This window comes from Streptomyces sp. NPDC012510 (assembly GCF_042955065.1).
Classification (GTDB): domain Bacteria; phylum Actinomycetota; class Actinomycetes; order Streptomycetales; family Streptomycetaceae; genus Streptomyces.
Map to the genome: position 1 here is coordinate 49931 of NZ_JBIBEN010000008.1, position 12663 is coordinate 62593.

Genomic DNA, 12663 nt, shown 5'->3' on the forward strand with positions numbered 1-12663 from the left:
GCCGCCGTGCGGCGGGGCCCCTACAGCAGGCCCGCCGCCTCCAGGTACGTGCTCACCCGCTCGACCTCCGCCTCCGACAGGGGCACCTGGGGTTCCGCCGTGGCGGGGCAGTCGATGACGCCCCGCAGGTGCAGGGCCGCCTTGAAGGCGCCGAGGGCCGAGGAGCTGGAGCCCATTCGGGCGGGGTCACCGACGCCGATCATGCCGAACAGGGCGCAGAGGCGCTCCTGTTCTACCCGGGCACGGTCCCAGTGGCCGGCGCGGCAGAGGCGGTCGAGGTGGACGTACCCGGCGGGGTCGACGTTCGCCAGCCCCGGCACCGCGCCGTCCGCGCCCAGGGCGAGGGCGGCGTCGATGATGGCTTCGGAGCCGGTGAGGGTGGTGAAGCCGGCGAGGGCGGGGTCGGCGCGGGCGCCGGTGACGACCGTGCGGAAGCCGGCCAGGTCGCCGCTGGAGTCCTTGAGGCCGGCGATCACCCCGTCCGCCGCCAGGTCCAGGACCACCTCGGCGGGCAGCTTGGAGTGGACGGCGACCGGGATGTCGTAGGCGAGGACCGGGACGGGGGAGCCGGCGGCGAGCAGGCGGTAGTGGCGGGCGACCTCCACCGGGTGGGTGCGGGTGTAGAAGGGGGCGGTGGCCACGACCGCCTCGGCTCCGGCGGCGGTCACCGAGCGGACGTGGTCCAGTACGCGGGGCGTGGTCATGTCGATCGCCCCGGCAAGGACGGGGAGTTGGCCGCCGACATGACCGACCACCGTCTCCACGACCTGCCGCCGCTGCGCGTCCGTGAGATACGCGGCCTCCGATGTCGTACCGAGCACGAACAGCGCGTCCACGCCGCCCGCCACGAGATGGTCGACCAGCCGGACGAGTGAGGGGACGTCCACCTCGCGGTCCGGTGTCAGGGGCGTGCAGACGGGCGGGACGACACCGGTCAGCGGGGCGGGGACGGTCATGAGGGCTCCCTTGGTGCTAGGTGTCCCGAACGGAGTTCGCCGCGGACATGGACAGGGACGGCGTTCCCCCGGTCGGATCACTCGGTCGGTCCGGCGAGCGTACGATGCGGCGCATGTCTCAGGAGAGCGCGGCGCGGGCCGCGCGGGAGGAGGGGCCGGTCATGGGGGAGAGCACGACCGATCCGTGGGACCCTGCCGACCCCGGGGTCCTACGGCTGCCGTCCGGGCGGCTGGTGCGCGGCCGGGGACTGCGCCGACCGCTCCCGGCCGGCCGCGTCCCGACCTACGCCGTGTACCTCCTCGGCAAGCAACCTCCCGAAGTGCCCTGGGAGGCCCGCTGGTTGCGGTGGCCCGACTTCCGGCTGCCGGGTGACCGGGCGGAGGCGGCGCAGGTGCTGCGGAACGTCTGGCGACGGGCGGCCGACGAGCGCGTCGAGCTCGCGTGCGGTGGTGGCCGGGGCCGCACCGGGACCGCGCTGGCCTGTCTGGCGGTGCTCGACGGCGTACCGCCGCGGGAGGCCGTGGCGTACGTACGCCGGCACTACGACCGGCACGCGGTGGAGACGCCGTGGCAGCGGCGGTACGTGCGACGCTTCGGGGACCCTGACGCCTGACGAGCGGCGCCTGACGAGGGGCGCCCCGCGGCTGCGCCGCCTCACGCGCCGGGCGCGGCACCGCCCCCGCCGCCCCTGCCCGTCCCATCCGCGCGGTACCGCCCCTGCCCCCCGCTACGGGGTTTGCCGCCGGAGCGACAACGGGGGACGGGGTGCGGCCCTCAGGGATGGGACGGGTAGGGGCGGCGGGGGCGGGAAGGCCGGTGGGCGTGCCCCTCGGCCGGGTCAGGGACCGGTGCGCGCCGGGCCGTACAGCGCGTTCGGTGCCCCGGTCATCAGCGCCCAGTACCGGTCCCCGTACGACCAGTGCCACCACTCCGTGGGGTAGTTGACGAGCCCGGCCGTGGTGAGCGCCGCGCTCAGGACGCGGCGGTTGTGGCGGGCGGTGTCGGAGATGTTGGGGGCGTCGGTGTAGCAGGCGTCGTCGCTCTCCTCGGGGCTGGCGTCGAGCCGGGTGCCCATGTCGAGTTCTGCCCCGGCGGCCGTGCACAGGGTGAGGTCGACGGCGGCGCCGGCCACATGCGGCCCGATCTCCGGGGGCGAAAGGGAGCGGCTGGTCTGGATGTGAAGGTGCTCCTCCGGCCAGTCGGGGTGGGCGAGGCGCAGTTCGGCGGCGTACCTCTCGAAGTACTCGATCTGCAGGGCCAGCGGCCGGTATCCCTCGGTGACCAGGAGCCGCAGCCCGTCGGGCAGCAGCCGGGCCGCGCGGGCGAGGCGCCAGGCGACGCCCTCGCGCAGGTGCGCGTACGCCCCCTCCGGGTCGGCCTGGCGGGAGTCGACCACCACGAAGGGCAGTTCCCTCAGGTCGACGAGGGGCTCACCGCAGTCCTGGACCGGGACGCGGGCGACCTCGGGGTCGCTCATGAGGATGATCGAAGGCATGCGTCGTCGTCTTCCACCGGGCGGGAGGTGTGCGGCGGCGGGGTCTGTGGCAGCACCCCGGGGAGGGACCTGATCCCCTGATGTCCCTCCCCGGGGGCTTCCCCCCTTGAGTGGTGGCCTGTGACCTGGCGACGGTCGTTCCCCCCGTCCGTCCTGCCGTTGCGATCCCACTGTGTTCACGTTCCCACCGGTCCGTCCCCTGTGCGCTCCGGTGGGTCGACCGGCCGGGCGGTGGTCGCCCGGCCGATCCGTTGTTCCCCCGAGGACAACGAGAATGGCGCACTCCGCTGGAAGTTCTCTGCAAGTCCGCCGCAAGCGGGTTTCGGCTCCGCGGGAGAGCGGGTTTCAGCCGCGCCGCCTCGTGGCACGGCTCCGGCCCGGCCCACACCCCTGCCCGCGGCGCGCCTCCCGCCGGCACCGGGCCGCGTGCTCCCACTGGTCTCGGGTCGCGTGCACCCGCCGGCCTCGGGTCAGACCCACGGCCACGGTTCGTGCCGTTCGCGAGCCTCGCAGGCGTCGAAGACCGCCATGGCCTCGGCCCGCAGGGCGTCGGCGCCCGCCCGGTCGCCGAGCGCGGCGCGGACGACGGACAGGTCGCGCAGGGCGCGGGCCCGGGGCAGCGGCAGGGCGAGGACGCCCCAGAGGGCGGCGGAGGCGGTCAGCAGCCCCTCCGCGTCCGTCAGCCGGCCGCCCGCCAGCGCGCACTCGCCGAGCGTCCGCAGCGTCAGGGCCTCGCCGAAGCGGTCCTCATGGGCGCGGCAGACCTCCAGGATCTCCCGCAGCTCCGTCTCCGCCTCCCGGACGTGCCCCAGCCGCAGCCGGGCCTTGGCCCGGGCCCGCAGCGCGTACGCCGCCATGTGCGGGTCGCCGAGGTCGCGCAGGATCTCCAGCGCCTGCTCGGCCACGCGCGCGGCCCTCTCGTAGGCGCCGAGCGAGCGGTGCACCAGGCTGAGCGTGCGCAGCGCGAGTGCCTCGCCGCGCCTGCTGCCGAGCCGGCGGTAGGCCCGCAGCGACTCGTCCAGGAGCGGGAACGCGCCTTCCTGGTCGCCGAGTTCGAGGCGTACGGAGCCGCCGTACCGGCAGGCGACACCGACCCCGGTGTCGTCGCCGATCCGCCGGAAACCGTCCGCGGCGTCGGTCAGGGCCCGTTCCGCCTCCCGCAATTCACCGACCTCCCGGCAGGCGCTGCCGAGACCGGCCAGGGCGGCGGCCCGGCCCCGAACATCGCCGAGTTCGGTGCAGATCCGCTCGGCGGTGCGGAAGTACTCCTGGGACTCGGCGATGCGGTCCTGCTCGTAGCGGAGCTGACCGAGGCCGATGATCAGCAGCGCCTCGCCGGAGCGGTCCTCGGCGCGGCGGGCGGCGGCCAGGGCGGCGTCGTGGCTGCGCCACCAGGCGTCGAAGCGGTTCTTGATGGCGAACGAGGAGGAGCACAGTGACGCCGCCGCTTCGCAGGCGAGGGTGTGCAGGCCGAGCGCCGCCGCACGCTCGACGGCGGTGGTGAGGGTGTCCGCTTCGGCGTCGAACCAGGCGAAGGGGTCCGCCAAGGCGCGGTCGGCGGTCTGTGTGCCTACGGGGGTGGGGGGTTCGGCCGGTTTGTGACTGCCGGTCGTGTGTGGTTGATCGCGCCCGCGCGGCGGAGCCGCACATGTGACAGCCCCGCGCCCCTTCAGGGCGAGCCTCTGTCGCAGGATCACCGCACCCGACGGGGCCGTTTCCGTCACCCGGTCCATCAGCCACAGCCCGGCGGACAACGCTCGCCCCACCGCCTCCGTGCGATCGGCCACCGGGTCCTCGGTCTCCGCTCGTTCGGCGGCGTAGACACGGACCAGGTCGTGGAGGCGGTAGCGGGGCTGGCCGATCTGGTCGCGGCCGGGGCAGTCGATCAACTGGGCGTCCAGGAGGCGCTCCAGGATCTCCTCCGCCTCGTCCTCCGGTGTGTCGGCGAGCGCGGCGACCGTCCACAGCGCGACGTCGGCGGAGCCCAGTACGGCGATGCGGCGCAGCACCCGGCGGGCGCACTCGTCGAGCGCCTGGTAGCTGAGACCGAGGCCGGCCCGTACCTCCAGGTCGCCGACCGACAGCTCGTCGAGGCGGCGGTGTTCGTCGGCCAGACGCTCGGCGAGCACGCTGGGCGTCCAGTGCCGCCGGGTCGCCAGGCGCGCCCCGGCGATCCGCAGAGCCAGCGGCAGCCCGCCGCACAGTTCGACGATCCGCCGCGCGGCGGCCTCCTCGTGCGGATCGTCCGGGGTGCGCTCCGGCCCGGTGACCCTGGTCAGCAGCTCCAGACCGCGTACGTCGTCCAGCACACCCAGGTCGGTGCGCCGGGCGCCGACGAGCCCGGCGAGCCGGGCCCGGGAGGTGACCAGCACCCCGCAGGTGGCGCTGCCCGGCAGCAGGGGCCGCACCTGGGCCTCGCCGTTCGCGTCGTCCAGTACCAGCAGCATCCGCCGCCCGGCGACGAGGCTGCGGAACAGGTCGCCGCGCTCGGCCGTGTCCTCCGGCGGGTCCGCGCCGAGCGCACGCAACAACCGGCCCAGCGCCTCGGCGGGCGGCACCGGCTCGCTGAAGCCGTGCAGTTCGGCGTAGAGCTGCCCGTCGGGGTACTCGCCGGCCAGCCGGTGCGCGGCCTGCACGGCGAGCGCCGACTTGCCCACCCCGGCGGCCCCCGAGACCACGACGACGGGCATCGCCTCCCGCTCGCCGCTCAACTCGCCTACGACCCGTGCCAGTTCCTCCTCGCGGCCGGTGAAGTCCCCGATGGCGGGCGGCAGCAGGGAGACGGGCCGGGACGGGGCGGCTGGGGTCTCCCGCGAGGGGACGGGGGCGGTGACCAGGGTGGGGTCGGCCCGCAGGATGGCCTCGTACAGCCGGTTCAGTTCGGGGCCCGGATCGAGCCCCAGCTCGTCGGCGAGCACGGCCCGCCCGTCCGCGTACACGGTCAGCGCGTCGGCCTGCCGGCCCAGTCGGTACAGGCCCAGCATCAGTTGCCCGCGCAGCCGTTCCCGCGTCGGATGCGCCCGGACCAGCGCGGTCAGTTCGGTGATCAGCTCCGCCTCGTGGCCGCCGCTCGCCAGATCGGCGGCGATGCGCTCTTCCAGGGCCGCCTGCCGTGCCTCCTCCAGCCGCACGGCCTCACCCCGCAGCGCCTCCCCGACCCCGCCGAGGGCCGGCCCGCGCCACAGGTCCAGCGCCTCCCGCAGCAGCCGCGCGGCCCGCTCGGGGTCCCTTTCCGCGGCGGCCCGCCGCCCGTCCGCCGTGCGCGCCTCGAACTCCGCCAGGTCGACCCGTCCGACGCCGGGCCGCAGCACGTACCCCGGCGGCCGGGTCTCGATCGCCTCCGCCGCCTCCGCCGGTAGAGCCCGCCGCAGCGCCGACACATACGTCTGCACCAGCGCCCGCGCGGTGTCCGGGGGCTCGTCCCCCCAGATCACATCCACCAGCGCGTCCGCCGGCACCACCTGTCCGGACCGCAGCAGCAGCACGGCCAGCAGCGCACGCGGTTTCGGCCCGCCCAGCCGCAGGGCTCTGTCACCGTGCCACGCCTCGACCGGGCCGAGCAGTCGGAATTCCAGCTCCACGGGTCCCCATCTTCCGTGCCGTCGGACCGCCGGGACAGCGGTTGCTCACGCAACGTTCGACGCTGATGCACGCCGAGTGGTTTCCCATGACGCGCGATGCGCCGCGAGTTGTCGGAAAACGGGGGAACCGAAGGGAATCTTAGGTGGGCAACGCGGAGATTCCCCACCTGTGTGCGGACCACCTGTGGCGATGCCGTGGGGGAGCCGTGAGGTCATGTGGCCATGGGGCCACGGTGGTTAGGGGGCCACGGGGTGATGGGGCCGCGGTGGTTGGGGCCATGAGGTCACCGGGCCATGGGGCCGCGTGGCGGTGTCGGTGGGCAGCGGCGGCCGCAGGGGCGGCTGCGCGTCGGCGGTCGGAGGGTCCGTGAACGGCGTCGAAGGCACGGCCTTCTCATACAGCGCCGCTCTCTCCATTGGTCAGGGCAACGCCTTTGCGCTGCCTCGAAGTTGTGGAGGACAGACTCCGGCCGAGTTTAGACACAGAAGGTCATCGAAGAGATGCGAAGAGTGAAATTCGATGGGGCGGGGGAGCACCGTGGAGGCAGCAGGAGAAGGGCTCGGGGGACGAGACTCGGCGGACGCGTCGAAGAGGCGGAGGATTCGGTGGAGGAATTGCGGCGGGTACCGGGAACGGCGGGAATTGTTCTGCCGTCCTCGGGCATTTCGGCGGCGGCCCTGCGGTGAGCGGTAACGGGAAGAAGCCGGCGATCGGCACCTACGCGGTCGACACCCGCACCGGAGAGGTCGGCCAGGTCATGGGCCATGAGGGGCCGTACGTCCAGCTCCGGCCGGTCGGCGGCGGCCGGGAGTGGGACTGCGCCCCCGAGGCCGTACGGGCCGCGACGACCATAGAACGGCTCCGCGCGGCCACCGCGTACGAGAACGCCCGCAGCCGGGGTGAGGTCCCTTGAAGGGGTGGCCGTAGGCGAGAATGGGCGGCATGAGTCTGCAGACCCCGGGAGGCGTGCGATGAGCGTGTTCCGGGACGACGGCATCGTGTCGCGCACCCGGGAGCTGGGTGGGGCGGACCGGATCATGCTGTGTTCTTCCGGGGGGCGCCCCCCGTATCCCCGGCAGGTGAAGCCCGGGGGCGTGCGATGAGTCTGTTCCGGGACGACGGCGTCGTGTTGCGCACCCAGAAGCTGGGTGAGGCGGACCGGATCATCACGTTGCTCACTCGGGGGCATGGGCGGGTGCGGGCCGTGGCCCGGGGAGTGCGGCGGACGAAGTCGAAGTTCGGGGCGCGGCTCGAACCCTTCTCGCACGTGGACGTGCAGTTCTTCGCGCGGGGCAGCGAGCTGATCGGACGCGGGCTGCCCCTGTGCACCCAGAGCGAGACCATCGCACCGTACGGCGGCGGCATCGTCAGCGACTACGCCCGCTACACCGCCGGGACGGCCATGCTGGAGACGGCCGAGCGGTTCACGGACCACGAGGGCGAGCCCGCCGTGCAGCAGTATCTGCTGCTCGTCGGCGGGCTGCGCACCCTCGCCCGGGGCGAGCACGCGCCGCACCTCGTCCTCGACGCCTTCCTGCTGCGCTCGCTCGCCGTCAACGGCTACGCCCCCAGCTTCGGCGACTGCGCCAAGTGCGGTCTGCCCGGCCCGAACCGCTTCTTCTCCGTCGGGGCCGGCGGCTCCGTCTGCGCGGAGTGCCGGGTGCCCGGCAGCGTCGTACCCTCTGCGCAGGCCCTGGAACTCCTCGGCGCGCTGCTGACGGGAGACTGGGAGACCGCGGACGCGTGCGAGCCGCGGTACGTCAGGGAGGGGAGCGGACTGGTCTCCGCGTATCTGCACTGGCATCTGGAGCGCGGACTGCGCTCCCTTCGGTACGTGGAAAAGTCGTAAGCACCACAGAGGAGACGAGAAGCACATGGTGGTAAGCGGGTTCCTGGGACGCCGGCGCCGCGAGTACAGGGCGCCGGAGCCGCACCCCTCCGGCGCCCGCGCGCCCAAGCTGCCCGGCGAACTGGTCCCCGAGCACGTGGCGATCGTCATGGACGGCAACGGCCGCTGGGCCAAGGAGCGCGGGCTGCCCCGCACCGAGGGCCACAAGGTCGGCGCCGAGCGCGTGCTCGACGTCCTCCAGGGCTCGATCGAGATCGGCGTCCGCAACATCTCCCTCTACGCCTTCTCCACCGAGAACTGGAAGCGCTCGCCCGACGAGGTCCGCTTCCTGATGAACTTCAACCGCGACTTCATCCGCAAGACCCGCGACCAGCTCGACGAACTCGGCATCCGGGTCCGCTGGGTGGGCCGGATGCCCAAGCTGTGGAAGTCGGTCGCCAAGGAACTCCAGGTCGCCCAGGAGCAGACCAAGGGCAACGACCTGCTGACGTTGTACTTCTGCATGAACTACGGCGGCCGTGCCGAGATCGCCGACGCGGCCCAGGCACTCGCCGAGGACATCCGCGCGGGCCGCCTCGACCCCTCCAAGGTCACCGAGAAGACCTTCGCGAAGTACCTCTACTACCCGGACATGCCGGACGTCGACCTCTTCCTGCGCCCCAGCGGCGAGCAGCGCACCTCCAACTACCTGCTCTGGCAGAGCGCCTATGCCGAAATGGTCTTCCAGGACGTCTTGTGGCCCGACTTCGACCGGCGCGACCTGTGGCGGGCGTGCCTGGAGTTCGCCTCCCGGGACCGCCGCTTCGGCGGCGCCATCCCGAACGAGGAGCTGCTGGCGATGGAGGGGCGGCCGGAGGAGGGCTGACGCTTGTCCGGTGCGAGGGAGAACGTCGAGCTGGTGTACCGGGCGACGGTCGGGGACTTCCGTGAGGCGGTGCGAGCCTCCACGCGGGCCTCGGCGGTCGGCCGCTGGGGTCGGCGGCTGCTGTTCCTCTCCGCCGGGGCGGGCGTCTTCGTCACGGTCGTGGCGCTGGTCCTGGGCGGTACGCCCGGCGCCCAGGTCCTCGTGATGCCGGCGGCGGCGGTCGTGGGACTCGTCCTGCTGCCCCGGCTCCAGGCCCGGCTCCTCCACCGGCGAGCGGCGGCTCGAGGGCTGCACCGCACCGTGCTGGACCTGTGGGGCGTGACCGTCGAGCACGACCACGGCACCGAGCGCCCGGCTCGCTGGTCACAGGTGTCCCGGTACGCGGAGACCCCGCACACCTTCGTCCTGTTCGGCGGCGCTCACGCCCCCAGCCTCACGGTGCTCCCCAGGCGGGCCTGGCGAACCCCGCCGACGCCGACCGGCTCCGCGCCGTCCTGGCCCGTGAAGGCCTGAGGCGGCTGTAGTACGCGGGTGGTCGGCCCGGGCCGTGTACGACTGCCGGCCCTCCTGGCTTCGTCCGCCGCCTGTCCGGCTGCCGGCCCTACGAGGCCTTCGCCGCGCACTCCGCGCAGGTGCCGAAGATCTCCACCGTGTGCGCGACGTTCACGAAGCCGTGTTCCGCGGCGATCGCGTCGGCCCATGTCTCGACCGCCGGGCCCTCCACCTCCACGGCCTTGCCGCAGACACGGCAGACGAGGTGGTGGTGGTGCTCTCCGGTCGAGCAGCGGCGGTACACGGACTCGCCGTCGGAGGTGCGCAGGACGTCGACCTCGCCCGCGTCGGCGAGGGACTGCAACGTGCGGTACACGGTGGTGAGCCCGACCGAGTCGCCCTTGTGCTTGAGCATGTCGTGGAGTTCCTGGGCGCTGCGGAACTCGTCGACCTCGTCGAGCGCCGCCGCCACCGCCGCCCGCTGCCGGGTGGAACGACCTCGTACGGGTCCAGCGGTCGTCACCGTTGCCTCCTCACGTCGCGGTCCTGCCGGGCCATTGTGCCAGCCCGCGCTGACCCCGGTCGGACGCCGGTCAACCCGTGGACCCCTCGGAGGAGGTCCGGCCGGCCGGAACCGTGCCCCTGACGACCCCGGCCCCTGCCGCCTCGGGGGCCTCGCCGACCGCACACTCCGCCGGGTCTCCGGCGGCCGGGTGCAGTGCCTTCGCACGCCGCCTGGCCAGCGGTGTCGCCAACGCGGTGAGCACCATGAACGCGGCGATGGCGAGCAGCACGATCGTCGCGCCGGGCGGCACGTCCTGGTAGTACGACGTGACGGTGCCGCCGATCGTCACGGTCACCCCGATGGCCACGGCGATCGCGAAGGTGGCCGCGAAACTACGGGTGAGCTGCTGCGCCGCGGCGACGGGGACGACCATCAGCGCGGACACCAGCAGCAGCCCCACGACGCGCATGGCGACCGTCACGGTCACCGCCGCCGTGACCGCCGTGAGCAGGTTCAGCGCCCGCACCGGCAGCCCGGTGACCCGCGCGAACTCCTCGTCCTGGCTGACCGCGAACAGCTGTCGGCGCAGTGCCAGCGTCATCACGATCACGAACGCGGCCAGGACGCAGATCGCGGTGATGTCCTCCTGTGACACGGTCGACAGCGAGCCGAAGAGGAAGGACATCAGATTGGCGTTGGTGCCGCCGGGCGCGAGGTTGATGAGCATCACACCGCCGGCCATGCCGCCGTAGAAGAGCATCGCGAGCGCGATGTCGCCGCGCGTCCTGCCGTACCAGCGGATCAGCTCCATCAGCACGGCGCCGACCACGGACACCAGCGTCGCCATCCACACCGGCGACCAGGAGAGCATGAAGCCGAGGCCGACGCCCGTCATCGCGACATGGCCGATGCCGTCGCCCATGAGGGCCTGGCGGCGCTGGACGAGGTAGATGCCGATCGCGGGGGCGGTGATGCCGACGAGGACGGCGGCGAGCAGGGCCCGCTGCATGAAGGCGTAGTCGAGGATCTCCATCACGAATGCCTTCTCAGCTCAGCAGACCCGTACGGACGGGCTCGGCGCCCGGTGCCGCGTGCGGGTGGACGTGGTCGTGGCCGGGCAGCGCGTGCTGGCCGACCGCCTTGGGGGGCGGGCCGTCGTGGGTGACACAGCCGTCGCGGAGCACCACCGCCCGGTCGATCAGGGGCTCCAGCGGGCCGAGCTCATGGAGGACGAGCAGCACGGTCGTGCCCTTGGCGACCTGCTCGCGCAGGGTCGCGGCCAGCACCTCCTGGCTGGCCAGGTCGACGCCCGCCATCGGCTCGTCCATGATCAGCAGTTCGGGTTCGCAGGCGAGGGCGCGGGCGATGAGGACGCGCTGGTGCTGGCCGCCGGAGAGGGCGTTCACCGAGTCCTTGGCGCGGTCCGCCATGCCGACCATCTCCAGGGCCCGGCGGATCGCCTCGCGGTCGGCCTTGCGGAGGATGCCGAGGCGGGTGCGGGAGAGCCGGCCGGAGGCGACGATCTCCGTCACCGTCGCCGGGACACCGCCCGCCGCCGTCGTGCGCTGCGGGACGTATCCGAGGCGCCGCCACTCGCGGAAGCGGCGCCTGGGGGTGCCGAACAGCTCGATCTCGCCCTCGCTGGCCGGCACCTGGCCGATCACCGCGCGTACGGCGGTGGACTTGCCGGAGCCGTTGGCGCCGAGCAGCGCGACGACCTCACCGCGGTGCACGGTGAGGTCGATGCCACGCAGGACCGTGCGCGAGCCCAGTTCGGCGCGGACGCCGCGCAACGCGATGACGGGCTCGGTCATGCCTGCTGCCTCCGAATGATCACTTGGCTCCCAGAGCGGCCTGGAGGGCCTTGAGGTTGGCTTCCTGGACCGAGAAGTAGTCCTTGCCGCGCGACTTGTCGGTGATGCCCTCGATCGGGTCCAGGACATCGGTCTTGAGGTTCGCGTCGGCGGCGATGGTCTTCGCGGTCTTGTCGCTGACGAGTGTCTCGTAGAACACGGTGGTCACGCCGTCGGCCTTCGCTATCTTCTCAAGTTCCTTGACCCGGGCGGCACTCGGCTCGGACTCGGGGTCGAGGCCGGAGATCGCCTCCTCGGTGAGGCCGTAGCGCTCGGCGAGGTAGCCGAAGGCGGCGTGCGTGGTGATGAAGACCTTGGTGTCGGTGTTCTTCAGACCGTTGGCGAACTGGTCGTCCAGCGCGCCCAGCTTCTCGACCAGGGCCTCGGTGTTGGTCTTGTAGGTCGAGGCGTGGTCGGGGTCGGCCTTCTCGAAGGCGGCGCCGACGCCCTTGGCGATCTCCGCGTACTTCACGGGGTCCAGCCAGACGTGCGGGTCCTTGCCGCCCTCTTCCTCGTGGCCGTGCTCGTCGCCGTGCTCGTCGTCGTGCTCGGCCGCGTGGCCGCCGACCTCGTTGCCGTGTTCCTCCAGGCTGGTCAGCGTGGCGGCGTCGATCTTCGTCTTCAGCTCGGACTGCGCGACGGCCTCGTCCACGGAGGGCTGCAGTCCCTTGAGGTAGAGCACCGCGTCCGACTCCTGGAGCGCCGCGGTCTGCTTGGCGCTGATCTCCAGGTCGTGCGGCTCCTGGCCGGGCTGGGTCAGACTGGTGACGTTGACGTGCTTCCCGCCGATCTGCTCGGCGAGGAAGGCCATGGGATAGAACGACGCGACGACGTCGAACTTGTCGGTGTTGCCCGCCGCGGCGCTGTCGCCGCCGCAGGCCGTGAGCGTGGTGAGGCCGAGGGCGGCTGCCGCGGTCGCCGCCGCGGGTATCAGAAATCGTCGTCGCGCTGCGTTCATGACAGTCATTTTCATCTTATCTGGAAACGATTGTCAACAAGCCTGATGGTAAGCCCTGGGTAAGGCCTATGTCCGGTCTGAGCCCGAACCGATTTGATTGCAGGGCA

At 72.8% G+C, this 12663-nt stretch carries 12 protein-coding genes; 5 read left to right on the top strand and 7 right to left on the bottom strand.

Going from position 1 to position 12663, the window contains the following annotated elements; all coding sequences use genetic code 11:
• Positions 1–20: 20 nt before the first annotated feature.
• Entirely contained in the window at positions 21–956 is a 936-nt protein-coding gene (locus ACFY9I_RS16850; protein WP_391002233.1) for a dihydrodipicolinate synthase family protein, read from the bottom strand.
• Between the two features lie 161 nt (positions 957–1117).
• Here ACFY9I_RS16850 and ACFY9I_RS16855 point away from each other — a divergent pair, with 161 nt between their 5' ends.
• Positions 1118–1570, top strand: a complete 453-nt coding sequence (locus tag ACFY9I_RS16855) for a protein phosphatase (RefSeq protein WP_391002696.1) — start codon at positions 1118–1120, stop codon at positions 1568–1570.
• 225 nt (positions 1571–1795) lie between these two features.
• Here ACFY9I_RS16855 and ACFY9I_RS16860 read toward each other — a convergent pair whose 3' ends face one another.
• Entirely contained in the window at positions 1796–2452 is a 657-nt protein-coding gene (locus ACFY9I_RS16860) for a M15 family metallopeptidase (protein WP_391002235.1), read from the bottom strand.
• A 470-nt stretch (positions 2453–2922) separates the two neighbouring features.
• Positions 2923–6033: a BTAD domain-containing putative transcriptional regulator gene (locus tag ACFY9I_RS16865; protein ID WP_391002237.1), complete on the bottom strand. Its 3111-nt coding sequence runs from the start codon at positions 6031–6033 to the stop codon at positions 2923–2925.
• A gap of 683 nt (positions 6034–6716) precedes the next feature.
• Between ACFY9I_RS16865 and ACFY9I_RS16870 the strand changes: the two genes are divergently transcribed.
• The 4 genes from ACFY9I_RS16870 (at position 6717) to ACFY9I_RS16885 (ending at position 9261) form a co-directional block, all read left to right on the top strand.
• Complete coding sequence (locus ACFY9I_RS16870) at positions 6717–6947, top strand: hypothetical protein (protein ID WP_391002239.1); 231 nt, start codon at positions 6717–6719, stop codon at positions 6945–6947.
• Between the two features lie 186 nt (positions 6948–7133).
• Positions 7134–7883: a DNA repair protein RecO gene (gene recO, locus ACFY9I_RS16875; protein ID WP_391002241.1), complete on the top strand. Its 750-nt coding sequence runs from the start codon at positions 7134–7136 to the stop codon at positions 7881–7883.
• Positions 7884–7908: 25 nt separating this feature from the next.
• Positions 7909–8748, top strand: a complete 840-nt coding sequence (locus tag ACFY9I_RS16880) for an isoprenyl transferase (protein WP_391002243.1) — start codon at positions 7909–7911, stop codon at positions 8746–8748.
• Positions 8749–8751: 3 nt separating this feature from the next.
• Positions 8752–9261: a YcxB family protein gene (locus ACFY9I_RS16885; RefSeq protein WP_391002245.1), complete on the top strand. Its 510-nt coding sequence runs from the start codon at positions 8752–8754 to the stop codon at positions 9259–9261.
• A gap of 88 nt (positions 9262–9349) precedes the next feature.
• On the opposite strand, the gene ACFY9I_RS16890 is transcribed toward ACFY9I_RS16885, so the two are convergent.
• The 4 genes from ACFY9I_RS16890 to ACFY9I_RS16905 all read right to left on the bottom strand — a co-directional run bounded on the left by ACFY9I_RS16890 (position 9350) and on the right by ACFY9I_RS16905 (position 12556).
• Complete coding sequence (locus tag ACFY9I_RS16890; RefSeq protein WP_391002247.1) at positions 9350–9763, bottom strand: transcriptional repressor; 414 nt, start codon at positions 9761–9763, stop codon at positions 9350–9352.
• Between the two features lie 70 nt (positions 9764–9833).
• Entirely contained in the window at positions 9834–10778 is a 945-nt protein-coding gene (locus tag ACFY9I_RS16895) for an iron chelate uptake ABC transporter family permease subunit (RefSeq protein WP_391002698.1), read from the bottom strand.
• Positions 10779–10791: 13 nt separating this feature from the next.
• Entirely contained in the window at positions 10792–11559 is a 768-nt protein-coding gene (locus ACFY9I_RS16900) for an ATP-binding cassette domain-containing protein (RefSeq protein ID WP_391002249.1), read from the bottom strand.
• A gap of 19 nt (positions 11560–11578) precedes the next feature.
• A complete protein-coding gene (locus ACFY9I_RS16905) occupies positions 11579–12556 on the bottom strand; it encodes a metal ABC transporter solute-binding protein, Zn/Mn family (protein ID WP_391002251.1) in 978 nt (325 codons plus the stop codon).
• Positions 12557–12663 lie beyond the last annotated feature (107 nt).